Annotated in this window: 26 protein-coding genes; 16 read left to right on the plus strand and 10 right to left on the minus strand. The window is 62.7% G+C overall.

Features of this window, described 5'->3' with window-relative positions; genetic code table 11:
- Positions 1 to 226: 226 nt before the first annotated feature.
- The gene (locus tag YH3_RS09695) at positions 227 to 670 is read left to right on the plus strand and encodes an STAS domain-containing protein (protein ID WP_007735372.1); all 444 of its coding nucleotides are present in this window, start codon (positions 227 to 229) and stop codon (positions 668 to 670) included.
- Positions 671 to 724: 54 nt separating this feature from the next.
- On the opposite strand, the gene YH3_RS09700 is transcribed toward YH3_RS09695, so the two are convergent.
- A complete protein-coding gene (locus YH3_RS09700) occupies positions 725 to 1,993 on the minus strand; it encodes a glycosyltransferase (RefSeq protein WP_007735371.1) in 1,269 nt (422 codons plus the stop codon).
- Positions 1,994 to 2,113: 120 nt separating this feature from the next.
- Here YH3_RS09700 and YH3_RS09705 point away from each other — a divergent pair, with 120 nt between their 5' ends.
- Positions 2,114 to 2,527 (plus strand): DUF6292 family protein, encoded by a 414-nt coding sequence (locus tag YH3_RS09705; RefSeq protein ID WP_003941464.1) that lies wholly within the window; start codon positions 2,114 to 2,116, stop codon positions 2,525 to 2,527.
- 22 nt (positions 2,528 to 2,549) lie between these two features.
- On the opposite strand, the gene YH3_RS09710 is transcribed toward YH3_RS09705, so the two are convergent.
- Entirely contained in the window at positions 2,550 to 3,119 is a 570-nt protein-coding gene (locus tag YH3_RS09710; protein ID WP_003941554.1) for a DUF2231 domain-containing protein, read from the minus strand.
- 114 nt (positions 3,120 to 3,233) lie between these two features.
- Here YH3_RS09710 and YH3_RS09715 point away from each other — a divergent pair, with 114 nt between their 5' ends.
- The gene (locus YH3_RS09715) at positions 3,234 to 3,455 is read left to right on the plus strand and encodes a hypothetical protein (protein WP_003941546.1); all 222 of its coding nucleotides are present in this window, start codon (positions 3,234 to 3,236) and stop codon (positions 3,453 to 3,455) included.
- Positions 3,456 to 3,471: 16 nt separating this feature from the next.
- Here YH3_RS09715 and YH3_RS09720 read toward each other — a convergent pair whose 3' ends face one another.
- A complete protein-coding gene (locus YH3_RS09720; RefSeq protein WP_064443306.1) occupies positions 3,472 to 4,326 on the minus strand; it encodes a polyphosphate kinase 2 family protein in 855 nt (284 codons plus the stop codon).
- Positions 4,327 to 4,383: 57 nt separating this feature from the next.
- Entirely contained in the window at positions 4,384 to 5,118 is a 735-nt protein-coding gene (locus YH3_RS09725) for a TetR/AcrR family transcriptional regulator (RefSeq protein WP_003941527.1), read from the minus strand.
- 170 nt (positions 5,119 to 5,288) lie between these two features.
- Here YH3_RS09725 and YH3_RS09730 point away from each other — a divergent pair, with 170 nt between their 5' ends.
- From YH3_RS09730 to YH3_RS09750, 5 genes are all read left to right on the plus strand, one after another.
- Positions 5,289 to 6,569 carry a DUF445 domain-containing protein gene (locus YH3_RS09730; RefSeq protein WP_064443307.1) on the plus strand — a complete coding sequence of 427 codons (1,281 nt, stop codon included), beginning with the start codon at positions 5,289 to 5,291 and terminating at the stop codon, positions 6,567 to 6,569.
- 103 nt (positions 6,570 to 6,672) lie between these two features.
- Positions 6,673 to 7,179: a helix-turn-helix domain-containing protein gene (locus YH3_RS09735; protein WP_003941483.1), complete on the plus strand. Its 507-nt coding sequence runs from the start codon at positions 6,673 to 6,675 to the stop codon at positions 7,177 to 7,179.
- Positions 7,172 to 7,999 carry a heparin-binding hemagglutinin gene (locus YH3_RS09740; RefSeq protein ID WP_003941552.1) on the plus strand — a complete coding sequence of 276 codons (828 nt, stop codon included), beginning with the start codon at positions 7,172 to 7,174 and terminating at the stop codon, positions 7,997 to 7,999. The genes YH3_RS09735 and YH3_RS09740 overlap by 8 nt, the downstream gene beginning before the upstream one ends.
- 95 nt (positions 8,000 to 8,094) lie before the next feature.
- Positions 8,095 to 8,391 (plus strand): DUF2516 family protein, encoded by a 297-nt coding sequence (locus tag YH3_RS09745; protein WP_003941505.1) that lies wholly within the window; start codon positions 8,095 to 8,097, stop codon positions 8,389 to 8,391.
- A 168-nt stretch (positions 8,392 to 8,559) separates the two neighbouring features.
- Positions 8,560 to 9,591 carry an alpha/beta fold hydrolase gene (locus YH3_RS09750; RefSeq protein WP_021333908.1) on the plus strand — a complete coding sequence of 344 codons (1,032 nt, stop codon included), beginning with the start codon at positions 8,560 to 8,562 and terminating at the stop codon, positions 9,589 to 9,591.
- 12 nt (positions 9,592 to 9,603) lie between these two features.
- Here YH3_RS09750 and purU read toward each other — a convergent pair whose 3' ends face one another.
- Complete coding sequence (gene purU, locus YH3_RS09755) at positions 9,604 to 10,491, minus strand: formyltetrahydrofolate deformylase (RefSeq protein WP_064443308.1); 888 nt, start codon at positions 10,489 to 10,491, stop codon at positions 9,604 to 9,606.
- A gap of 64 nt (positions 10,492 to 10,555) precedes the next feature.
- Between purU and deoC the strand changes: the two genes are divergently transcribed.
- Entirely contained in the window at positions 10,556 to 11,221 is a 666-nt protein-coding gene (gene deoC, locus YH3_RS09760; protein ID WP_007735361.1) for a deoxyribose-phosphate aldolase, read from the plus strand.
- Here deoC and YH3_RS09765 read toward each other — a convergent pair.
- Entirely contained in the window at positions 11,218 to 11,988 is a 771-nt protein-coding gene (locus YH3_RS09765; protein WP_007735358.1) for a DUF2993 domain-containing protein, read from the minus strand. The two genes, deoC and YH3_RS09765, sit on opposite strands and share 4 nt — an antisense overlap.
- A 127-nt stretch (positions 11,989 to 12,115) precedes the next feature.
- Between YH3_RS09765 and YH3_RS09770 the strand changes: the two genes are divergently transcribed.
- The 3 genes from YH3_RS09770 to YH3_RS09780 all read left to right on the plus strand — a co-directional run bounded on the left by YH3_RS09770 (position 12,116) and on the right by YH3_RS09780 (position 16,550).
- Positions 12,116 to 12,694: a hypothetical protein gene (locus YH3_RS09770; protein WP_003941523.1), complete on the plus strand. Its 579-nt coding sequence runs from the start codon at positions 12,116 to 12,118 to the stop codon at positions 12,692 to 12,694.
- 310 nt (positions 12,695 to 13,004) lie between these two features.
- A complete protein-coding gene (locus YH3_RS09775) occupies positions 13,005 to 14,435 on the plus strand; it encodes an Ig-like domain-containing protein (protein WP_064443309.1) in 1,431 nt (476 codons plus the stop codon).
- A gap of 81 nt (positions 14,436 to 14,516) precedes the next feature.
- The gene (locus YH3_RS09780; RefSeq protein WP_064443310.1) at positions 14,517 to 16,550 is read left to right on the plus strand and encodes an Ig-like domain-containing protein; all 2,034 of its coding nucleotides are present in this window, start codon (positions 14,517 to 14,519) and stop codon (positions 16,548 to 16,550) included.
- A 70-nt stretch (positions 16,551 to 16,620) separates the two neighbouring features.
- Here YH3_RS09780 and YH3_RS09785 read toward each other — a convergent pair whose 3' ends face one another.
- The 3 genes from YH3_RS09785 to YH3_RS09795 all read right to left on the minus strand — a co-directional run bounded on the left by YH3_RS09785 (position 16,621) and on the right by YH3_RS09795 (position 18,491).
- Positions 16,621 to 17,409: a hypothetical protein gene (locus YH3_RS09785; RefSeq protein WP_003941937.1), complete on the minus strand. Its 789-nt coding sequence runs from the start codon at positions 17,407 to 17,409 to the stop codon at positions 16,621 to 16,623.
- Positions 17,410 to 17,416: 7 nt separating this feature from the next.
- Entirely contained in the window at positions 17,417 to 17,917 is a 501-nt protein-coding gene (locus tag YH3_RS09790; RefSeq protein ID WP_007735352.1) for a DUF2505 domain-containing protein, read from the minus strand.
- Positions 17,918 to 17,993: 76 nt separating this feature from the next.
- Complete coding sequence (locus YH3_RS09795; RefSeq protein WP_042452956.1) at positions 17,994 to 18,491, minus strand: DUF2505 domain-containing protein; 498 nt, start codon at positions 18,489 to 18,491, stop codon at positions 17,994 to 17,996.
- A 74-nt stretch (positions 18,492 to 18,565) separates the two neighbouring features.
- On the opposite strand from YH3_RS09795, the gene YH3_RS09800 reads away from it, so the two are divergent.
- The 4 genes from YH3_RS09800 (at position 18,566) to YH3_RS09815 (ending at position 23,252) form a co-directional block, all read left to right on the plus strand.
- The gene (locus YH3_RS09800) at positions 18,566 to 19,609 is read left to right on the plus strand and encodes a UDP-N-acetylmuramate dehydrogenase (RefSeq protein ID WP_064443506.1); all 1,044 of its coding nucleotides are present in this window, start codon (positions 18,566 to 18,568) and stop codon (positions 19,607 to 19,609) included.
- 32 nt (positions 19,610 to 19,641) lie between these two features.
- Positions 19,642 to 20,838 (plus strand): Ig-like domain-containing protein, encoded by a 1,197-nt coding sequence (locus YH3_RS09805; RefSeq protein ID WP_042452959.1) that lies wholly within the window; start codon positions 19,642 to 19,644, stop codon positions 20,836 to 20,838.
- A 120-nt stretch (positions 20,839 to 20,958) separates the two neighbouring features.
- The gene (locus tag YH3_RS09810; protein WP_064443311.1) at positions 20,959 to 22,497 is read left to right on the plus strand and encodes a hypothetical protein; all 1,539 of its coding nucleotides are present in this window, start codon (positions 20,959 to 20,961) and stop codon (positions 22,495 to 22,497) included.
- Entirely contained in the window at positions 22,494 to 23,252 is a 759-nt protein-coding gene (locus YH3_RS09815) for an ESX secretion-associated protein EspG (RefSeq protein ID WP_003941991.1), read from the plus strand. Before YH3_RS09810 ends, YH3_RS09815 begins: the two co-directional genes overlap by 4 nt.
- A 15-nt stretch (positions 23,253 to 23,267) precedes the next feature.
- Here YH3_RS09815 and YH3_RS09820 read toward each other — a convergent pair whose 3' ends face one another.
- Positions 23,268 to 24,017, minus strand: coding sequence for an SDR family NAD(P)-dependent oxidoreductase (locus tag YH3_RS09820; RefSeq protein WP_003942076.1), 750 nt, complete (start codon positions 24,015 to 24,017; stop codon positions 23,268 to 23,270).
- Positions 24,018 to 24,031 lie beyond the last annotated feature (14 nt).

Here is a 24,031-nt window from a genome sequence, read left to right on the forward strand (position 1 = left end):
TACCTCGCGGAACCGCAGACCAAACCACATTTTTGTTCGGAACACCGAAACGAATGGTCGCAACGCACTTGTGACGTCCGTCATGCTGGCGTACTGTTTCAAACCGAGGTTGAGCACACAGCCGATGAGGGATTTATCCGTATTTCTGGAGACCCGTTCATCGTGCGTCTCCTTCGGAGGTCCCTTCTCTTTTGCAGAGTGTAAACCGTTGCGGGATGGGAGAACCATGACTGTTGTTCCAGGATCATCTATTTCAGGCTTTACGAACGCGGCGAAGGGATCGGTAGACTACGGACCTCCCGCGACCGGGACAGCGACCGCATCGTTTCACGCGCACCGCATCAGTGCACACACCGCTGTGATCAAAGTTCGTGGTGAGATCGATCTGATGAGCGCCAATGCTTTTCGTGACTTCTTGACGTACCACGTGGCCGCGGACCGGACGCTGGTCGTCGATCTATCCGAACTCGAATTCATGGGGACGTGCGGCTTGTCCGTACTGTCGGTCCTGTCGACGCGATCACGCGACGTGGGCGGCACACTCGCGCTCGTCTGCGCCCGCCCGGTGCAAAGGTTGCTCAAAGCAGCTGGTCAGGAGTCGATGTTTGCCTGCTACGAGTCGCTCGATCATGCAATCGGACTCGAAGAGACCCGACGTTTCCCCGCTTGATCACGCAGTTTCAGTCCAAGCTTCGCGAATTCAGTTTCGTAGAGCCCGTCAGCGTCAGTGCACTTCACTTCGGTGAGTGCCCTTGTGTTGGCGGGCTCTCGGCGGTGCTGTGACGCAGCGGCCGTAGGTGCGGACCACTTCGGTGGCGACGTGATCCCACGAATACGATTCGCACGCTCGGGCCCGGCTCTGCCGTGCAAACGCCGCGCCTTCATCCTCGTCGTCGAGAAGATGGCGGACTGCGCGCGCGGTTTCCACCGGGTTGTTGACCGGGACCCGACGCCCGGTGAGTCCGTCGATCACCGTATCCCGCAGTCCGCCAACAGGAGTCGCGACTACGGGAACTCCGCACGCCATTGCTTCCAGCGCCGCGATTCCGAACGGTTCGTATCGAGGGGTGCACACGAGGGCGTCGGCCGATCGCATCAGTTTCGGTAGTTGGCGGTGCGGAACCCGTCCCAACAATTGGACGCGATCTGCGACGCCGAGGCGCTCGGCGAGCTTGACCAAGCGGATCGCCACTTCGTCGGTGCTCAGCTGCGCGACGGGTGGCCCGCCGATCACCACCAACTCCGTATCCGGCAGCGAAGCCAGCGCGGCGACGGCAACATCGAAGCCCTTCTGCTCCACCAGTCTTCCGACGCAGATCAATCGATGCGGTGCGGTTTTCTTCGCGGCGGGTCCCTCCGGGGTGAATGCTTCGGTGTCCACGCCCGAGGGCACCATCGTGGTCCGTGATCGCGGTGATCCCTGCCGGACCAGATCGAAGATTTCGTCCGAACTGGTCGCGATGACATGGGTTGCGCCCCTGGCGATCAACGGTTCCAGGTGAGTCCGCTCCGAGGGGCTGTCGTCGGCTGCTCCGAGGTGGCGGTGCGCCGCAGATCCCAGGGAATGGAATGTCTGAAGTACGGGGATGCCGAGCGATCGGGTCGCGAGTTCCGTTGCCACACCGGACATCCAGAAGTGCGAGTGCACCACATCGGGTCGGTCGGTACTCCACTGAGCGCGCAGAATGCTGGCAAAGGTTCCCAGGTGAGGGAGGATGTCGGCATCCGGGAGAGCCTGCGTCGGGCCGGCCTCGAGATAGTCGACGGAGTACCCGGCGCGGGCGCGAACGCGGTCCGGCCCACCGGCGTGGGCACGCCTGGTGAAGACGGTGACGTCGTGTCCGGCACGAACCAAGGCGGCAGACAGTTCGTCGACGTGCAGGTTCTGTGCACCGGCTGCCGAGCAGCCCACCGGTGCGAGTGGATCGGCGTTCACCGACACCATGGAGATCTTCAGCATTCGTCCGGGAGCCATAGCGGGCGAGTACTTCATCGGGTCCCCTCTCCACTTGATCGGTTCGTCTGGGGATACCCGGAGTCCGTGATCTGAACCGGGTTTCGACGCGGTCAGCGCTGGGCACATTCCAAACACGATGGCGAGGAGTGAGGTTCGATGACAGAACAAATGCTGGTCGACGCAACCGTCGGACTCGGGTTCGAGCGGTACGTACAACGGGTGGCGGTCGGTGTGGGGGCCGGCATCGAGCAGTGGTGTTGCAGGCGCGAGCACCCTCTGGAGGCTTACATCGCATTGGACCGAACTGTGCCGCGTTTCCCCGGGCGCGAGGTGGCTTTGCTGTGGGAGGAGACGTGCGGTTGGGCCCTGGCCGTGGAGACCAGATCAGGGGAGGACCTCATCGTTCTCGGATATCTGGGCGAACACGCAGTGCCGACCCCGGACGCCGTCGCCGATTTTGCCGCGACACTGGGCACGCGCAGCCCACACTGGGTCATGAACAGACCATTGGCGGATTCGGACGAGACCGCGCGAGAACTGCGGAGCTACTCCGGAAGTGCTTACGCCTGAACAGTATCGAGGTCCGATCGGCTCAGTTGACTACATCCAGGATGGGATCGAGAACCGGAGTCGCTGCAGCCTCCACGGCCGGATCGTCCATGAGCTTGAAAACGATGTGACCACCGAGCGCGCCACCGACACCGACCGCGGTGAGCCCCAGCACCGACAGCACTCGCGCCAGCGCGAGTGAGTCCTTTCCGCGTAGCCTGTACGACGCCGCAAAAGACCAGATCCCCACTGCATTCGACGCCGCGTGCACCAGCCCCACTCGGCGTGCGACGTCGCCACGTTCGGACCAGTCCAGCCATCCCGTCAGCAAAGCCGGCGGAGTCGAAACCAATCCGAGCCCGATCAGCCGTCGTGCAGTCTGCGGATCGCCTAGAACATCGAAGACCAACGAAGCCGTCCACGCGCCCGCGGGAATGGTCACGAGGGCAGGATGGATGGGATGCCCGACGGCGGCGCCGCGCAGAAGTGCGGCGACAGTGCGCGATCGGTCGGATCGCTCCGTGATCTCGAGGATTCTGCGCCTGAGGCCAGTGGACGGACCGTCCAGTCCGCGAGCGGATTCGATTCCGCGATAAAGAGTTCCGATGTCCATGTAATTCGGCTACCCGGCGTAGACGTCGGGAAACCTCGCGACGGCAGTGTCTTGTCGACCGTCATGCTCCGGCGTACGGTCGAAACGAAAGAGATCCGACCGGAGGAGCGAACGATGAAGCTCAATCTCTTTGCAGCGTGGGCGTCGTATTTCCTGGTGCTGGCCACAGTGGTCTGCCTCGGCAGTTTTCTGGTGGCGGCAGGTTCAGGCCAGGGTGGTTGGGCATTGATCGCCGGCCTCGCCGGCGTCGCGTGCATCAGCCTCGCGGTAGCCCTGTACGCCAGTACTGTGCGTCACGACCACAAAGTGCACCGCGAGTCCCCACACCTGTTCTGATCAGGCCTGCTTCTGATCAAGACTGTGCGAGTCGTGCCTTCTCCGCCTCGATGTCGAAGTCGGCAGGGGGCCAGTCGAGATCGAGCTTTTCCAGAGCGTCGATCAGTAGCTCCGTGACCGCAATGCGGCTGTACCACTTCCGATCACACGGCACGACGTACCACGGCGCGTGCTCGGTCGACGTCTTGTCGAGCATTGCCTGATACGCCTGTTGATATGCAGGCCACAAACCGCGTTCGGTCACGTCGCCGGGGTTGTACTTCCAATACTTGTCCGGGCGGTCGAGACGTTCTTCGAGTCGCTTCTTCTGCTCGTCGAGCGAGACGAACATCGCGACTTTCACGATAGTGGTTCCGGCGTCGACGAGTTCCTTTTCGAACGTGTTGATCTCGTCGTAGCGCTTGCTCCAGACATCCTCCGGGACAAGATCGTGGACGCGCACTACCAGGACGTCCTCGTAGTGGGAGCGATCGAACACACCGAGATAGCCGCCGCGGGGGAGTTCCTTCTTGATCCGCCAAAGGTAGTGATGTTGCTTTTCCTCTTCGGTCGGGACGCCGAAGGCCGCGTGCTGAACTCCCGAAGGATCCACGTGACCGATCACGTGTCGGACCATGCCGCCCTTGCCTGCGGTGTCCATTCCTTGCAGGACCAGCAGGACTGAACGACTGTCCCCTGACCGGCCGTTGGCGTACAGCAACTCCTGCAGGTCGGACAGAACCGCGCCGCGCTCCTCGAGCAGACGTTCGCCGTCAGCTTTGTTTCCGGTGAATCCCGGAGTGCTGTTGCGATCGAGTTGATCGAGTTCGAACCCGGGCTCCGCCCGCAGGGTCTTGGCGGCCGGTGTTTCCCACAGCGAGTCTTGTGCCATGCCGAAAGAGTGCCACAGGATCGCGCCCGGTGGCCCGAAAGTTCGGTCTCGGGCGAGTCAGTCCTCGGCAGGCTTGACGAGGGGATGCGGAACCGACTTGAACTTGGCCGGTGATCCGTTGACCGCCGCTATGCCGGTGATGCCGCCCCACGTCATCATCGTGAGGTAGTCGATCAGCGATTCCGCGGACATCGACTTGTTGGAGATCCACCAGTGCGTCGCGAGCTGAATTCCGCCCACGATCCCGAACGCCCACGGCAGCGAACCGCCGGAATCCATCTCCATCTCGCGAAGACGATTGCCCAACACCGTGGAGAGCAATTCGGCGATCATGCGCTCGGAATCGGCAACGACGTCGCGGTTGGCGCCGGCGCCGTTGGCCATGACGTAGAGGTAGATGTCGGGGTCGGATGCCACCGTCTCGACGTATGCGGTGATGCTCGCCTGGGTGAGTTCGAAATCGTCGAGATCGCCACTGATCGCTTCGTAGATACGCGGCGACAGGATGGTCTCGACGTACCGCATCATCGTGGCGGTCGTGAGGTCGCTCTTGTCGGCGAAGTATCGGTAGAGCACGGTCTTGGAGACACCGATCTCGGACGCGATCTCGTCCATGCCGATCTCACGGCCGCGCGCGCGGATGGCGGCGATGGTGCCGTCGACGAGTTCCTCGCGGCGAGCGATCTTGTGCTCACGCCAACGACGCTTCCGACCGTCGGATTTCTCGGGCTTCGCATCAGCAACGACTGGGCCGTCTACCTGCTCGTTGTCCTGCACGGCATTCTTGGCCACGAGTCATCTCATATCTGTGGTGCGAGCCACGTCCGATCGGTCTACTTTCCGGTCCAGCTTAATGTCCGCGCCTTTATCTCGGGCACTCACATCCGCAGTTCGGGGGATTAGGTCCTGCAGAATCGGACTTCGTGTCGCTCGCGCTACGCCGCGTCACACCTTTCGGCACAATGGCGAGGGTGCAGCAACTGAGCCTCTCCGCCTTCGACGACGCCGCCAAGCGTCGGGACCTTCGCAAGATGAAGGTCTTCGCTACTGGCCTTCTGGGCTTCGCGACGGTGGTCTACATCTTCTGCCGGTGGCAGGAATCCCGCGGCGCCGGAGAGTGGGTCGGGTACGTCCGGGCCGCGTCCGAGGCAGGCATGGTCGGCGCGCTTGCCGACTGGTTTGCCGTCACCGCGCTCTTCCGTCATCCGATGGGCCTTCCCATCCCGCACACTGCCATCATCAAGCGTAAGAAAGACCAGCTCGGAGCCAGCCTGAGCTCATTCGTCGGTCAAAACTTCCTGGCTCCCGAGGTTGTGTCGGCCAAGGTGCAGCAGGCGCAGATTCCGCTGCGGCTCGGCACGTGGATGGCCGAACCTGCCAATTCCGCTCGCGTCGCCGCCGAGACGTCGACGGTCTTGCGCGGCATGGTCGAGGTTCTTCGCGACGAGGACATCGCCCAGATCATCGACAACACGATCGTGAAGCGTCTGGCCGAGCCCATGTGGGGACCGCCGATCGGCCGAGTGCTCGGTGAACTTCTCAAGGACAACAAGCAACTGCCGATCATCGAATTGCTTGCCGAGCGGGCGCATCAGTGGGCTCTCGGCAGCCAGGAGACGATCGATCGTGTGATCGTTCGCGATTCGCCCGCGTGGTCGCCGAAGTTCGTCGACGCCATGCTGGGGGAGAAGATATACAAGGAACTCGTCGAGTTCACCTGGAAGGTCCGTTCCAACCCCGAACACGAGGTACGCCTCGCCGCCAACCGCTTCCTGATCGACTTCGCCGATGATCTGCAGAACGACCCGGAGACCATCAAGAAGGCCGAGGGGATCAAGGCCGAGATCATGGGTCGCGAGGAAGTGACGGGTCTGGCGTCGTCGACATGGCAGGTTGCCAAGCGGCTCATCATGGAGTCCGTCGACGATCCGAACAGCACCCTGCGGACCAAGGTCGCCGAGAACGTCGCCGGCTTCGGAGTCAGGCTGCGTGACGACGAGTCCATGCGTGAGAAGGTCGACGGCTGGCTGGTGCAGGGCACCAAGTACATCGCGGAGAACTACACCGACGAGATCACTGGAGTCATCAGTGACACCGTCGAGCGGTGGGACGCCGACGAAGCGAGCCAGAAGATCGAGTTGCAGGTCGGTCGAGATCTTCAGTTCATCCGTATCAACGGCACCGTTGTGGGCTCGATCGCCGGACTGCTGATCTACACGATTTCGACGCTCATCTTCGGCTGAGCTGTCCGGTATGTGACGTCCACCACGAGTGCTAGCAGTAGTGCTTGCAATAGTTAGCACCCTCTCCTATCCTGGGAAATGTCCACTGGAAAGGGAGGACGCAATGCCAGCGAAGTCGACGAACTCCGATGACGGAGATCGTGAATCATCCGGTGCCGCAGCCGGAGCAAGCGACTTGGCAGCTCGCGTCGTCAGCTCTGCGGCACACGACATCGGGGGGTTCATTCGTGCACAGCGGGAAGCCGCCCAAGTTTCGATGCGCCAACTCGCTCAACTCGCTGGCGTCAGCAATCCGTATCTGAGTCAGATCGAACGCGGATTGCGCAAACCGTCGGCGGACGTACTGGCGCAAATCGCCAAGGGCCTTCGAGTCTCATCAGAAGTGCTGTACGTCCAAGCGGGATATCTCGAGCAACGCCCGCACAGTCCCATCAGGGACGCGGTGTTGGCCGAGACGGCCATCAACGAACGGCAGAAGCAAGTACTGCTCGAAATCTACGACTCGTTCTGTCGCGAGAACGAGTCGTCAAGACCAGCCGCAGCGCCCGATTTCGCTGAATCGGCCGCAATTCCAGACACCGAGACTTCACTAGGAGAACAAGATGACTGACAAGAACGCCATCGACAGCGTCAAGACCTCGCTCTACGCCGCCGTCGGCGCAGGCGACCTGGTTGTCCAGGCCGTGGCCGATGTAGTTGCTCAGGTTCGTGAGCGCGCCGAGAACACCCAGGGCGATGTCAACGGCCGTGTCGACGGTGCTCGCGAGAAGCTCGCTTCCGTCCAGGGTGACGTTGCCGAGAGCGTCGATGCGCTGCGCGAGCGTCTCGCAGGCCTGCCGTCCGAGCTGCCCGAAGAGCTCGCCGAGCTGCGCGAGAAGTTCTCACCCGAGGAACTCCGCAAGGTCGCCGAGGCATACCTCAAGGTTGCCGGAGATCTGTACAACTCCCTCGCAGAACGTGGCGAAGACGCAGTCGAGCGCATCCGCAAGCAGCCCGCAGTCGAAGAAGGCATCGCTGCTGCAGAGTCGGCACTCGGCGACGCCGTCGAGCTGACCGAAGACGCACTCGGAACCGTTGCTCGTCAGACGCGCGCCGTAGGCGAGCAGGCTGCCAAGCTGGCCGGCCGCGCTGCCGGACGCATCTCCGACACCGCAGAAGAGGTCGGCGAGAAGATCTCTGACGCCGGTGAGAAGATCGCCGACGCAGGCGACGAGGCTGCACTGAAGGTCCTCGACCTCGGTGACCAGGCTGACGAGGCTTCCAAGGAAGCTGCCGCTCGCGTGACCGCTGCTGCTTCCGACGTCCAGGAGCGCGCGACCACCGCCGCGAAGAAGGCCGCTCCGGCCAAGGCTGCACCCGCCAAGGCTGCTCCCGCCAAGGCCACCGCACCGGCTCCGGCCAAGAAGGCTGCTCCGGCCAAGAAGGCCTGATTTGCCCAGCTCCACCTGACGAAGGCTCCCTCACTCAGCCGAGTGTGGGAGCCTTCGTGTTCGTCGGGAACCGGATGAGAACTTAGGATGTAGTTGTGACTCAAGTCGATGGGCTAGTCGGTCTGATCTTTCTCGCACTCAAAGTGCTCGCATTGGTGGGTGCTGTCTACGCGATCGTTCATGCCGTCAGGCAGCGTCCTGACGCTTTCACCGCGGTCAACAAATTGACCAAGCCGATCTGGCTGGGAATTCTGATCGTCGCGGCGTTGATTCTCTTGGCGACGTCCCCAGTCGGGCTCCTGGGCATCATCGCGGTCGTTGCAGTGTGCGTGTATCTCGTCGACGTTCGCCCGCGGGTGGACGACATTCAGCACGGCGGTTCTCGCTGGTAGTTTGCCGTACTCCCGCTCATTCCGAGCCGTGGTTCCCGGCTCATGGTGTGCTGCCCCACTCTTCTCTCCAACGCTGACAACGGGCGTTGTTCGAGTGATAGTGTCGGTTAACGGCAGTCACACATAGATTGCATCCGTCTGTCGTCAGCAGCAGTCAGGGGTAAATGCATGTCCAGTCGTTCGCGCACCACAGAGCTTCGAGTACTGGCAGGCGCCGTCGGAGTGGGAGCACTCGTCGCGGCCGTCGCTGGGATCCGTCATCGGCGATCCACGCGTGGGTTGACTCTTTCGAGCGACGTCGAGCCCAATGCACTCCTGAAGACTCCGACGCTCAAAGCTGACATCAGCGAACTGACCACCGACGACGGTGCGATCATCAATGTCCGGGCTTACGGTCCCGTCGACGGCGATCCGATCGTTCTCAGTCACGGCTGGACGTGCTCCACCGAATTCTGGTACCCGCAGGTCAATGCGCTTGCCGGCGAATATCGGGTCATCACCTACGATCAGCGCGGTCATGGCCGCAGCACCGTCGGCAATCTTCCGCTCGGCCCGGACGTCCTTGCCGACGATCTCTCTGCAGTGCTGGCGGCCACGGTTCGCGAGGACAAGAAGGCCGTCATCGTCGGTCACAGCATGGGCGGGATGAGCATCATCGCCTGGGCGGGTCGTCACCCCGACGAGGTCAAGAAGTACGCGTCGGCGGTCATGCTCGCGAGCACCGCGAGCGAAAGGTTGATCGCCGAGACCACGGTCATCCCACTGCCCAATCGTTTCCCTCGCGTGCCGGTCCCCGTGGGCCGCGCCATCCTCAGTTCGCCCGTTCCGTTCGTCTCCTCGGGCGCCATGACGAAGGCGATCCAGTACGTCTCGATGTCACCGAACGCGACCAAGGCCGAGATTCAGTTCTGCGAGAACATCGTTCGTGAGTGCAAGCCCCGCATCCGTGGAGGTTGGGGAGCGGCGCTGAGCACCCTCGACATTCACGAGGGACTCGACAATCTCGAAGTGCCGACCACCGTGCTCGTCGGTTCGCTCGATCGGCTCACTCCGCCGGTCCATGCGCGCAAGCTTGCGCAAGTCCTCGACGACGCCGGCAACCTCGAACGGTTGATCGTGTTGCCGGGCGTCGGTCACATGTCGTCGATCGAGAACATCGACGAGTTCGACAAGGAAATCGTGCGACTGCGCAATCTCTAGCGCAACGCAGCTCTAGCTGAAGACGACCGTCTTGCGCCCGTGGACCAGCACACGATCCTCGAGGTGCCAGCGCAGTCCGCGGGAGAGTACGAGCTTTTCGATGTCTCGACCCTGACGGACCATGTCGGCGACATCGTCGGCGTGGTCCACACGGATCACGTCCTGCTCGATGATCGGACCGGCATCGAGTTCGGCGGTCACGTAGTGGCAGGTGGCGCCGATCAACTTCACGCCGCGGGCGAACGCCTGGTGATAGGGGCGGGCACCGATGAACGACGGCAAGAAGCTGTGGTGAATGTTGATCGCGCGCCCGGCCCAGTGCTCGCACAGTGATTCGGGCAGCACCTGCATGAATCGGGCAAGAACCACGGCGTCGGGATTGTGAGCGTCGACCAGGGCGCGGACCTTCTCGAAGGACGGTCCCCGTTCTGCCGGGTCCTTGGCGAACGGAACATGGTGGAAGTCGATCCCGTGGCGCTCGGTGACACTGCGCAGATCTTCGTGGTTTCCGACGACGGCGCTGATTTCTGCGGGGAGTTCCCCGCCCGCGGCGCGGCCAAGGAGGTCATGCAAGCAGTGACCTTCCTTGCTCACGAGCAACACGATCTTCTTGGGTGCGCCGGAGTCGTGAAGAGTCCACTCGGTTTCCGGACCGATCTCGGCCGCAACAGCTTTGAACCGTTCACGAAGCTCGTCGATGTTCATGCTCACCGACGATGCACGGACCGCCTGACGCGTGAAGAACCATCCGGTGTCGGCATCGGCGTGGTATGCGGCCTCCACGATCCATCCACCGACGTCGGTGAGAAAGGTCGAGATGCGTGCGACGATGCCCGTGGTGTCGGGGCAGCCGAGGGACAGAACAAAGCGACGATCATCGATCGATGGTGCAGCGGTCATGCGGCCTAGTCTCTCAGGTGCGGCTGCAGCGACGGTCGCGTGGTGGTGTGCCAAGCTTTCCAACATGTCTGAAGCTGCACTCACTCGTTCCCAGGTTGCCGCGATGGTGGACCACACTCTCCTCAAACCCGAAGCCACCGCGGCCGATGTGACCGCCCTGATCGACGAAGCACGCAGCCTCGGTGTGCTGGCTGTCTGCGTCTCGCCGTCGATGTTGCCGATTCGCGCCGAGGGACTTGTGACGGCGGCCGTCGTCGGATTCCCGTCGGGGAAACATCATTCGCTGGTCAAGGGTGCTGAAGCGCGACTGGCCGTCGATCAAGGCGCAGCCGAGATCGACATGGTCATCGACGTAGGAGCGGCGGTCGCCGGCGACTACAGCGCGGTGTTGGCCGATATCCTCACCGTCCGCGAGGCGATGGGGGAGAGTGCGATCCTCAAAGTGATCCTCGAAACCGCAGCGCTGTCCGACGAGGCCATCGTCGAATGTTGCCGCGCAGCTGTGCATGCCGGGGCGAACTTCGTCAAGACCTCGACCGGCTTCCACCCCGCGGGTGGAGCGACGGTTGAGGCCGTCGCACTGATGGCGCAGACGGTCGGCCCGGGCGTGGGAGTCAAGGCCAGTGGCGGAATACGTACGACGCAGGCAGCGCTCGACATGATCGCGGCCGGCGCCACCCGCCTCGGACTATCCGGAAGTCGAGCAGTATTGGACGGTCTGGCCGACTAGGTCAGCAGGCCGCAGCTGTCCGGAACCGCCGAGGTGTTCTGGTTGTTCGCGTCGGCGACGGGCATGGCGTAAGCGCCGCCCTCCAACGAGATCTGGATAGCGTCGTCGGTGACGGTCAGCTTCGTGGGCTTCATGTCCAGCGGGTAGGTCTGCAGGCTGTCGGTGAGTGTCTGGACGATGCCGTCGACCAGATCGGTCGGCAGACCCAATCCGAGAATCTCGGCGCCGACGGTCTGGACGTCGACCACACCGTTGGTGACGGTGGGCTTGACCGTGAGCTTCGCGAGCCCGACCGGACCGACGTCGAACGCGAGTGTTCCGGCGCTCGAGTCGGCGGTGACGCCGGAGACGAGCCCGCCGAAGGTCTGTTCCTGCAAGGTGGCGAGAATGCCTGCGGTAGACCAGGTGACGTCGGCGCTGGAGCTGCCGATGGTGCCGCTGTTGCCCGCCGAGGGCTGCAAGTTGATGTCGTTCACCTTCGCGTGAACCTGCATTCCCGTTGCGGGGCCGAACGAAGAGTCGTCACTGTCGATGCTGATGTACGGCACCTTCTTGTCGACTGCCTGCAGGAGTACGGGCTTCCAGCTCAACCCGACGTCGACCTGGGATCCCAGTTCGCTCTGGAACTGATCGGCCATGCAGGTCTTCACCTGGTTGCGTACGTACAGTTCTCCACCGACGAGCGCCGCGACGAGTACGGCGATCACCACGAGAAGGATGATGAGCACTCGGTTGCGCGGACGAGGGTTGTTCGCTGCGACAGTCATTCGCCAGATTCTTCCCGACGAGTCTGAACGAACTCTGTGAATACGCACTTCCTCATTCCTGTGATGCGCGACACACTCGCCCGTAGTCTGTTCGAAACGGCGTTTTCGACGGTCACCGGAGGTGGTCATGGCTTCGGACTACGAATCACTCGAGTTGCTGGCGCTGCGACAGTGCGGATTTGTCACGGCTCTCCAGGCATCCGAACTGGGTTTCGGTCTGGCGTTGATGGAAGAAATGACGGAATCCGGAACATGGACATGTGAGTGCCGCGGGCTTTTTCGCCTCGAACGCGTCAGACATACCGCCTTGGACGAGTTCGCGAAGTGGTGCACGTGGTTCGCCGGTAGCGCCACCGTCTCGCACTACAGTGCCGCAGATCTGCATGGCCTCGGGCACCTGCAACCTCGCTTCATTCACCTCTCCGTTGCGCACCCTCTCGCGGCGCCGACCCGCCAGGTAGCGCTGCACCGACTGCCGCTCGCGGACGACGAGTGTGAACAGATCGGGCCCATCCGCATCACCACGCCTTTGCGTACCGTGCACGACCTCGCTTCCGGTGGAATTTCTCAAGTCCTGCTCAACGAAGTAGTCGCCGATGCGGTCGCGATAGGTCGACTGGACGCGCACGAGCTGTATCTCTCGTGTGAGAACGCGAGCGTCGACGTTGCTGTTCGGGTCGAGTTGGCTCTGGCCGCAAGCCTGTAGCCGAGAGAGATCTTCGAGGCTCCTGCGACCTTCTGGCATCACGCCCGAAATCGAAGATGACGCCGATATCAGAGATTTGTAAATCGCTATTTTCGGGCGACTGTTTTGTCTTTAGCGCAGGTAAGAACGCATCCAGATGTGCGGTTCGGGACGTTCAGCCCACTGTTATTGCAGTTCGGCGATGTCGCCGATGAACTAAATCTGCGAAAAGCGTAGTTACTTTACAGTCAATGGGATAACGTCACGGCATCGAAAGCAGACGGACGCTTGTCCTGGACGCCTGTCTGCCCCGTTGTCGAGAGGGATCTGGATGTCCGTGAGTGGTGTTCGTCGTGTTGTCGGTGGGTTGAGTGTTTTTGCTGTTTCTGCGGGCTTCGCGGTGGTTGCGGGCGTCGGGGTTGCTGGTGCGGCTCCGGTGACGGCGGAGTTCAATTCCGACGGGTACAAGGTGACTCGGACGATCAGTAACGGGACGCCGTCCGAGGGTGATGTGATCACGTCGAAGACGGTGTTCAAGCGAACTGCCGCGGTTCACAATCTGTATGCGGTGCGCGATTTTCATCCGGCGTGTATGACGTATGTCGATGGTTCGGCGACGGTGAACGGTAGTGCGTTCCGTGTCAACGAGGTGGCTACTGATTCTGTTCGTTTGAGTGCGGGTGCTACGGAATGGCCGATGTGGGGTGGTGACGTCAAGACGTTCGAATTCCAGTATCGCGTCGGTGCGGATTGTGCTCGTGGTACTGATTTGTCGACGACGGTGCATTTCGACGGCACGGTGTTCGTTGACGACACGACGAATGGTCGTGGTCCGTCGATCAACGTTCAGAAGAACGTGTCGACGACCGCCGTGTCACCGGTCAGTGGCGCTCAGGTGGGGCAGCCGGTGACGCTGAGCGCGACGGTGACCGGTGGTGCCGACGGTGATTCGGTGGAGTTCTTCGACGCCGGTTCCAAGATCGGTGCGGGCGCGCTCGCCAATGGTGTTGCAATACTTGCCTGGACACCGACGACCCGTGGAGACCACTCGATCACAGCGAAGTTCGCCGACACGGCGCGTGCCGTCGGTTCCGCTTCGGCAGCGCTGATCGTGAACGTTTCGCAGGCCGATGCTCAGTCCAGTACGACGCTGGCGCCGATCTCGGGCGCGCAGGTCGGCAAGTCGACCAATCTCAAAGCGACTGTGTCCGCGTCGGGCACCGGTGGAACGGTCACGTTCAAGGTCGGCGGAACGGTGCTCGCTTCGGTGCCGGTGGCAGGCAACGGTGAAGCGACCTACGCCTGGGTTCCGACGGTTGCCGGTGCGCAGACCGTCGAGGCTGTGTTCTCCGGCAGATCCGGCGTCACTGGGTCGAGTACCACCGCGAATGTGACAGTCGCCGAACAGCCCGCCGGAACAACAAGCTCCACAACAGATCTCAGCGTAGTGGCGGGCCAGGTCGGCGTTGCCCAGACGATCTCCGCTCAAATCAGCCCCGCCAATGCGGGTGGCACAGTCACCTTCAAGGACGGCGAGACCGTCATCGGCACGGCTACGGTCGATTCATCCGGAAAGGCCAGCCTTTCGTGGAAGCCCGCAACTCAGGGACAGCGAGTTGTCGCGGCGGAGTACTCGGGTGCCGGCACGGTGACGGCATCCTCCGATCAGGTCTCCGTCCAGATCGCCGCACCCGTCGACGGTGAAGAACCAGGCAACGGCACCGGTTCGCTCGGCAGCCTCGGCAACATCTTCGGCTCCTAGCCGCCGACACCTGGTGGTGCCCCGCCCGCGTTCGGCGGTGGGGCATCACCCATTTCGCTCACTTCTCGAGAAGGAAAAGCTATGTCTGTAGGTTCTGCACGCCGTGCAGTTGCAGGTTTGAGTGTTTTTGCTGTTGCTGCGGGTTTCGCGGTGGTTGCGGGTGTCGGGGTTGCTGGTGCGGCTCCGGTGACGGCGGAGTTCAATTCCGACGGGTACAAGGTGACTCGGACGATCAGTAACGGGACGCCGTCCGAGGGTGATGTGATCACGTCGAAGACGGTGTTCAAGCGAACTGCCGCGGTTCACAATCTGTATGCGGTGCGCGATTTTCATCCGGCGTGTATGACGTATGTCGATGGTTCGGCGACGGTGAACGGTAGTGCGTTCCGTGTCAACGAGGTGGCTACTGATTCTGTTCGTTTGAGTGCGGGTGCTACGGAATGGCCGATGTGGGGTGGTGACGTCAAGACGTTCGAATTCCAGTATCGCGTCGGTGCGGATTGTGCTCGTGGTACTGATTTGTCGACGACGGTGCATTTCGACGGCACGGTGTTCGTTGACGACACGACGAATGGTCGTGGTCCGTCGATCAACGTTCAGAAGAACGTCTCGACGACGACGCTGTCACCGACCAGTGGCGTGAAGTTGGGACAACCTGTTCCGTTGAGCGCGACGGTGACCGGTGGTGCCGACGGTGATTCGGTGGAGTTCTTCGACGGTGCCACCAAGGTCGGTGCGGGCGCGCTCGCCAATGGTGTTGCAACGCTTGCCTGGACACCGGCTGACGTCCGAACCCACAGCGTGACGGCCAAGTATCTCGGTAATGCAAAGGTGGCGACCTCCACGTCGTCGGCTGTCGACGTCGTAGTGTCCGAAGCGGACAAGAGCACTGCAACCGCGATCACCGGTCCCGCAAGTGCAGTTGCAGGTGAGTCCGTGACCGTCGAGGCTACGGTGTCGCCCACTCCGGCGGGTGGCACGGTGCAGTTCAAGGACGGTGCAACCGACCTCGGCGGCGCCGTTCCCGTCGATGCCAACGGCAAGGCTTCGCTGACGAATTCCTATGCAGTCGGAGCGCATTCGATCGTGGCGGTGTACTCCGGTTCCGGTGTCTACCAGACTTCGACGTCGGCGCCACATGCGTTGACAGTCGCTCCGGTGGTGGTCGAGGAGAACACAACGACTACCCTCGTCGGCCCGTCGACAGGTTCGACAGGGGAGGCCTTGTCGTTCACTGCCTCCGTCTCGACCGGTGCTGCAGGCGGAACCGTGCAGTTCAAGGAAGGTGGCAGGGATCTGGGATCCCCGGTTCCCGTGGACGCCTCGGGTAAGGCAACAACCACGCCGACCTTCAACGTGGCGGGTGAGTACAGCATCACCGCAGTGTTCTCGGGTTCGGGTAACTACCTGGGCTCGACATCGAACGCCCAGACCGTGAACGTCAAGGCGCCGGCTCCCACCGACCAGCAGACCCAGACGGTCTTGACCGTTCCGGCGGATGCAAAAACCGGTACGGCAGTTGGTCTGTCGGTAACCGTCACGCCGACGCCGGTGGGCGGCACAGTGCAGTTCAAGGACGGCTCGGGCAATCTCGGCTCGCCGGTGCCGGTCGTCGAGGGCAAGGCGTCGATCATGCACGAGTTCGCGAGCGTCGGCACGCATGACATCACGGCCGTGTACTCGGGTGCCGCGGGATTCCTCACCTCTACCTCGGCTGCTCAGTCGGTTTCGGTCACGGCTCCGGCCGCGGAGGATCAGGAAACGTCCATCACCGTGAGCGCTCCGGCGTCAGCGGTCAAGGGCGCGAAGGTCGATCTTGTTGCGGCAGTGGTACCTACGCTCAGCGCAGGAACGGTTCAGTTCATGGACGGAACCACCCCGATCGGTGGACCAGTTGCGGTGGTGAACGGTAAGGCCACGCTCTCGCACACCTTCACCGAACTCGGAGATCGCCGAATCACCGCGGTGTTCAGTGGAACTGACGGCTATCTCGGTTCCGAGACCCAGGCCGCAGTCACTGTCAGGGTAACGGCAGCGTCCGACGGCGGGGATCCCGGCAACGGCGGCAGTTCGACCGGTTCACTGGGAAGCCTGGAAAACATCTTCGGGTCCTAGCCCGACGCCTGCACACAGACGCCTCGCTGCGGAGAACACCTCCGCGGCGGGGCGTTTCCCGTCTGTGAGTTCAGGGATTCGGCGCTACGACGTGCCAGGGCACGGTCAGGATGCAGTCACGAAGACGTCGCCGCGCGGGTTGCACGGGAATTCCCTGCGCCCGAAGAATTTCCAATGCGGCAGCCCAACGATGGCGAGGTCCGAACGAGGCGTGCGGCGCGGCGGTGGCCCAGGCTCGATCGGCCGCGCTGAGCAACGCGTGGATCGGCTCACCGGGAACGTTGCGGTGGATGAGAGCCTTCGGGAGACGTTCCGCGATGTCGGAAGGACGCTCGATGTCGAAGGGGTCCCAGGCCAGTGTCAGGGTCAATGGACGATCAGCGTCGAGAAGCACCCAAGCGCAACGCCTTCCGAGTTCGTCGCAGGTTCCGTCGAGTAGCAGCCCGCCCGGTGCGAGACCGGACTGAATGTGTGACCACGCAGAGTCCACAGCCTCCTCCGGGTACTGCCGGAGCACGTTGAAGGCGCGTACGAAGACGGGTGTGAGACCGGCAAGTTCGAATCCACCACGGGCGAAGCTGACACCGTCACGACTCTCGACCACGCGGGCGGGGTCGATCTCGAGCCCGATGACGCGTCGATCCCGCCGGACAGCGGTGAGGCGGCTTGCCATCTCGAAGGTGGTGTCGGGCCTCGCCCCGTACCCGAGGTCGACGATCAACGGATCGGTCGCGTTGTTCAGGGCGTGCGCGATAGTGCGGTTGTGCACGATCCACCGGTCACTACGTCGCAGTCTGTTGATTCCCGTCGTGCCACGGGTGATGACCCCCTCGATCTTCGGGGGTGGAGCTTTCTTCACGGCGGGTTCAGCGTGCAGCGAGCCAGGTCGCGGTGACCTGGGCTTCGGTGCGGAACAGATCTACGAGGTTGATGAGCATCAGTTGCTCCAACTTCGCGCCGATGAACGGTATGAAGACCTTGGCCTCGGACGTGGTTCGCAGCGTGGACCCGGTATCGGTCGCGAACAACTCCATGGTGCCGGACAAACTCCCCGGCCCGGCCGGGATGGACGCTTCGTACGTTCCGGTCACGGTGTCACCGAAGGCGCCGTACGACTCCTTACGGGTGATGACCAGATCCTTCTTCATCACCGTCTGAGCAATGTCCGGCAAATCGGTGCGCGGGAGAATGTGGTGCAGCACGAGATCGATTCCGGAATCGGTGACCTCGAAATGTTCCACATGGTTCTCGGAATGCTTGCGCATCTCCTCGACACGGGCCTCCCAGTACGAGCGGTCCGCCAGCGCCGCATAGACCTGCTCGGGGGAGTGCTGATAGCGGGCGGAGTAGTCGATGCGGCGAGCCATGATCGGAAAGAATACCGGTTACACGCTGTGACAAGCCAAATTGGCTGTATCCACAACTGCCGCCGCCCGCAGGGTTTTACTTCGTGATCCACTCCCGGGTGAAGTCCTGTTCGGCTTGGATGAGCCGGACAACCTCGTCGACAATCGCACTTTCGATCTTTCCGCCGAGGAACGGGATCTTGACCTCGACCTCACCGTCGATCTCGAGAGTGGCGGAGTTCTCGTCACCTGTCAGCACCTGCGTGCCCTCGACACGGGCGGGAACGCCGTCGACGTGGGCGGAGAAGGTGCCGGTGGCCTTGCCGTCCTTGAAAGGCGCCATCGTTTCACTGCGCTTGATGACGATGTCGCCGTTGACGACTTTCGACACCATGCTGGGGAGATGCTCTGCGGCAATGATCTGCGACATCGTGACCGCGACGGTCTCGTCGCGAACGGTCAGCTCTTCGATCGTTGCGCCGGGACCACCGACAGCGACGATTCGGTCGCGCCAGTACTGCTCGGAGGTCACCGCCTCATGGACCTTCTCGGCGGGGACTGTGTACTTCGACGAATGCTCGATGCGACGGCTCACGATTGTGGAGGCTACCGTTTATCGATGTGTGGGACGTAACCATTGGCAGACGCGTCGTGGAATCAGGCGCTTTCGTGTCCGAGAACGTTGACTTGTCGGGATTGACGACGCTCCGAATCGGGGGACCGGCGCGGCTGCTCGCCGAATGTCCGACGACGCAGTCGTTGATCGACGTCGTGACGCTGCTCGATCGCGAGCAGATCCCGACGCTGATTCTCGCCGGCGGATCCAATCTCGTGATCTCCGACTCGGGATTCGACGGAGTTGTCGTTCGTGTGGCCAACACCACCGTGAGCCTCGACACGGACCGCGTCGTTGCCGAAGCGGGTGCCGTGTGGGACGAAGTAGTCGGTCAATCGGTCGCCGCGGAACTGGGTGGCCTCGAGTGCCTGTCCGGGATTCCGGGCTCGACCGGTGCGACGCCGGTGCAGAACGTCGGCGCGTACGGCGTCGAGGTGGGCTCGCGGCTCCGGCGGGTTCAATTGCTCGACCGACGCAGTAGCGAAGTGTCGTGGGTCGAACCGTCGAAACTCGACTTGGGTTACCGGTCGAGCGTCCTCAAGCATTCGGACGCAGCACTGGTTCTCGCCGTCGAATTCGACGCGTCGACCGACGGATTGAGCGCCCCGCTCGCGTACCGCGAACTGTTCACCGCACTGGGGGCAGAAGAAGGCGAGCGGTTACCTGCGTCGCAGGTCCGCGAGGCAGTTCTGGGACTTCGGACGGGTAAGGCGATGGTGCTCGATCCGTACGACCACGACACCTGGAGCGCGGGTTCCTTCTTCACCAACCCCGTGGTGCCCGACGACAAGCTGCCTGCCGTGCTCGCAGCCATCGCCGAACAGCTCGGCGACGTCACCGTGCCGCAGTTCCCCGGCAGTGGTGGAACCAAGCTCTCGGCCGGATGGTTGATCGAACGGGCCGGATTCTCGAAGGGTTATCCCGGCGAAGATGCACCGGCCAGGCTGTCGACCAAACACACCTTGGCGTTGACCAACAGAGGGTCCGCAACGAGTGCGGATGTGGTCTCGCTCGCGCGGGCAGTGCGCGACGGAGTCGAGGCCGCGTTCGGCGTCCGCCTGGAACCGGAACCGGTAACTGTGGGCTGCACCGTCTGATTCCTGACAGAGCCCGCAGGTAGCCTGTTGAAGTGCATGAGCTGGGTGGTAGGAGAAGTCGTTCGCGTCTTGTTGCGTTGGTAGCTGTATTGCTCGCTGTGATGGTGGCCGTCGTCGGCTGCACGATCGGTGGCAAGGACGGACAGGGCGGCGCGGCGGCCGCCGAGCCAGCACCGGTGGCGACCGTGGTGTCGACGCCGGCGCCCGGCACCAAAGATGTCAGCCCGGTCGCCCCCGTCTCGGTAGCCGTGACCCAGGGAACGCTGTCCGACGTCAGCCTCAGCAATGCGGCCGGTAAAGCCGTTGCAGGACAATTGTCGCCTGACAAGACATCGTTCACCGTCAGTGAGGCACTCGGCTACGGCACCACGTATTCGTGGTCGGGCTCGGCAACCGGGACCGACGGTAAATCCGTGCCAGTCCAAGGGAGCTTTACGACGGTTGCCCCGGAGTCGACCACCGGCGCCACCCTCAACATCGCCGACGGCCAAGAAGTTGGTATCGCGGCACCGATCACGTTGCAGTTCGACAACTCCGTCGTCGACAAGGCGGCCGTCGAGAAGGCGCTTGTCGTGACCACCGTGCCGCCCACCGCCGGATCGTGGGCTTGGCTGGCCGACGACAACGGCGGATCGCGGGCCCATTGGCGTCCGGCCGATTACTGGGTGCCGGGCACGACTGTCCATCTGGACGCCAAGCTATACGGCTTGAACTACGGCGGTGGCGCCTTCGGCGACCAGGATCTCACGCTCGACTTCACGATCGGTCGTAGCCAGATCGTGAAGGCGAATGCGCCCAGCCACCGCATGCAGGTGGTGCGCGACGGTCAGACGATCATGGACATTCCCGTCAGCTACGGCGAGGGAAACGAACCTCGCAACGTCACGCGCAGCGGCATTCACATGGTGACGGAGAAGTACGAAGACTTCATGATGTCCAATCCGCCGTTCTACGAGAACGTGCGTGAGCGTTGGGCCGTGCGCATCTCCAACAACGGCGAATTCATCCACGCCAATCCTGAGACCACCGGGGTGCAGGGCTCGTCGAACGTCACGAACGGTTGCATCAACCTGTCGACATCCGACGCGCAGGAATACTTCGGAACCGCCCTCTACGGTGACCCCGTAGAGGTGACCGGCACGTCGATCGACCTGTCTCCTGCGGACGGCGACATCTACGACTGGGCAATCGATCTGCCGACCTGGAAGTCGATGTCGGCACTGCCGTAACTCTGTACTGCGGTAAATCCGTGGATGAGGGAACCGTCCGGGCTCTGCTTGCGTCTGTACAGGTAAGTGCTGTCGGCTCGGGGGAGTCCGACGGGGGTTTTCGACTTCAGGGGGACAGCGGTGGGCATTCCATTTCTGGAAGACGTGCTGGGAAGAATCTCCGAAGCGACGCAGGCCGTGCCTGCTGGCGTGGCGGCATTGCCAGTTGTCGGCACTCCCATCGCGAGCGCAATCGCTACATCTGCTCTGGTGCAATCCATAACCGACGACCGCGGCGCGTTCGACGACGAGATGGCTGCTGCGACCGTCGACGCCGATGTGGAGCGCGCACGAGCCTGGGGTGAGCGCGATGCCCTCACCGCTCAGACGTCGTCGCTCGAGTACAGCGAACACGCAATCGTGGACGACGATCCGTTCGATGCGATGTCGCACTCCGAAATCTTCGACCACGTCAACGAGATGAATCCGGCAACCCTGAGTGCGATCGGTGAGGCTTGGAAGGCCATTGCAGGCCGGGTCGAAGCCGGCATCGGGAAGTTCCAGAACGACGTGAACGGTGCGATCACCGAAGGCTGGCAGGGGCGCGGCGGCTCGGCTGCGCTGGAAGCAGTGCTGGTCTACTCGGCTGATGCGGGTGAGCTGAAGGTGCGGGTCGATCTGATCTCGAACAAGATCGAGGAGGCGAAGATCGCACTCGACGAGGCCAAACGCTCGATTCCGGCCCCCGACGGCGCCTCGACGGTCGAGAGGTTTCTCAGCATGGTTCCCGGGGCTACATGGAAGCAGGCCCAATACGAAGCGGAAGAAGCCGAACGTCAAGCGCGCCAGGTGATGAAGGACGTGTATCTGCCGTCCATGAAGCGTGCGGACGATCAGGTGCCGATCCTCCCGGCCGCATTCAATCCGGTCACCGGCGGTGGAGGGGCTGGAAGTGGCGGGGCTGGAAGTGGCGGCGCATTCGGTGGTGGTGGTGCCGACGGCGGGAACTTTTCGGGTCCAGGAAACGGGCTCGGCACGCCATCTACATCGGGTGGCGGAATTGGCGGGGGAGCGGACGGTGGAAACTCCGGCGGGGCAAACCCGCCCGGACACGGTTCCGGTCAGAATCCATCCGGCACCGATTCCGGAAATGGTGACAACCGTAGCGGCGTTGATGCCCAAGGGAATCCGAACGTCGATGCAGTTCGATCCGGAACCGATTCCGACCCGGCCGGGACCACGGCGGCATATGCCGGTCCACTGTCCGCCGGTGCAGCGCCAGATGGCCTAGCTCGTGCAACTCCGAATGGTGCTCAGCTCGGTTCCGGAGTGCCTTCAGGCCTCATGGGTAGCGGTTCGGGTGGTGGTTCCGCAGGTGGAATCGGTACCGGAGGCTTCGGGCCAGGTGGAACCGGAGGTGGCGCTCTCGGCCCTGGCGGCGTGGGCGGCCTCGCCAATGGCGGGCGTGGGGGCGTCAACGGAACTGGCGGTACCTCGGCGACGGGCGCGCAGAGCGGTCGGGGCGCGATGGGTGGCGTCGGCGGCATGGCACCGGGACGAGGGCAAGGGCAAGACGAAGACAACGTTCACGACACCCCCGGCTACCTCGTCACAGTCGAGAACGGCAATGCCCTGGTCGGCGACCTACCGATGGTCTCCCCGGCGGTGCTGGGCGAATGACCACCATGCAGTGGCAGTTCACCGGCCTCGAATTCCAGATTCTCTGGGAAGCGGTCGGACGTGACCGACTCCCGTACCCGCTGCGGTTTCGTCCGACGGCCGAAACCATGAACGAGCTGACAGAAGAGCGACGTCGAGCGGGAGCACACCTGGCTTGGTTGCTCGACGATCGGCTGCATCACGTTCTCGGTGCTCTTGCGAATCCTGATGCTCGCGTTGAGGTTTCCGGTTTTCACGGGCAGAACATGAGTACGGTGACGCGATTGCACGGCGTTGTTGCCGGCGACCTGGGGGTGCTCCTGACTCAACTGCCCGGCAGGACTGTCGACTGTGGCTCCGACGTGGTTTTCACCGTGGTACGCCCATCGGCAATTCCACGGATGCTCGTCGATCACCTGCCGACCTGCCCCGCTGGATCGGAGCGTGGTGTGAGCATCGAAAGGCCGAAAACTTCCGGTAGAGCGAGCTTTCTGAGCAGTGCTGCCGGTGCGCGCGGGAGCGAGGAAGTGAGCAGATTCTTCGGCCGAGAGCGGACCTCGATAGGTGAAGTCACCACATACCCGGGAGGAGCGCTGGACAGCAGACCGACAGACGACGGAATAACGTTCCACTGGTACGACTATGCCGGAGATGGTCGGTACATCGTCACCGCTGGTGAAACCGTAAGTGCCCGTAGCGCTTCCACGGAAATGACGGAGGCCGAGATTGCACGCAATCTCGGCCTCGTCCTGCACCGGGTGATTCGCACTGGTTAGTCAGAACGATTCGAACTAGCTGGTGGTGCGGTGGAACCGACCGGGGCTTGCCTGATCCCTCGGCTTGACGATGATCTGATCGAGGTTCACATGTGACGGCCGCGACGCGACAAAACCGATGATCTCGGCGATGTCCTGCGCCACCAACGGTGTGATTCCCTCGTACACCTTGTCGGCCTTGTCCTGATCGCCCTCGAACCGGACGAGTGAGAACTCCGTCTCGACGGCTCCCGGCGCGATTTCGGTCAGTCGAACGGGCTTGCCCAACAGTTCACCACGCAATGTCCGATGAAGGACGGCTTGAGCGTGCTTGGCGGTGGTGTAGCCCGAGCCGTTGTCGTATGCCTCCAGCGCGGCCACCGAGGTGATGGTCACGACCAGACCGTCACCCGAATCGATCAGCTTGGGCAGCAGTGCCTTCGTCACACGCAACGTGCCCAGAACATTGGTCTCCCACATCCACCGCCAGTCGTCCAGATCCGCGTCCAGGACTGTTGCCAGACCCTTTGCACCACCCGCGTTGTTGACCAACACGTCGACACGTGGGACCACGGCCGCAAACGCGTCGACGGAATCCTCGTCGGTGACGTCGAGTTCGAGAGCGGTACCACCGATTTCCTCGGCGATCTTCTCGAGACGATCGACGCGGCGAGCACCGATCACGACGTGGAATCCCTGAGCTGCCAGGGTGCGGGCGGTGGCCTCACCGATTCCGGAGCTGGCTCCGGTGACTACGGCGATGCGGGCATCGGAAGAAATGGTCATGATGCAATCGTAGG

Source organism: Rhodococcus sp. YH3-3 (genome assembly GCF_001653035.1).
Classification (GTDB): Bacteria; Actinomycetota; Actinomycetes; order Mycobacteriales; family Mycobacteriaceae; genus Rhodococcus_F; species Rhodococcus_F qingshengii.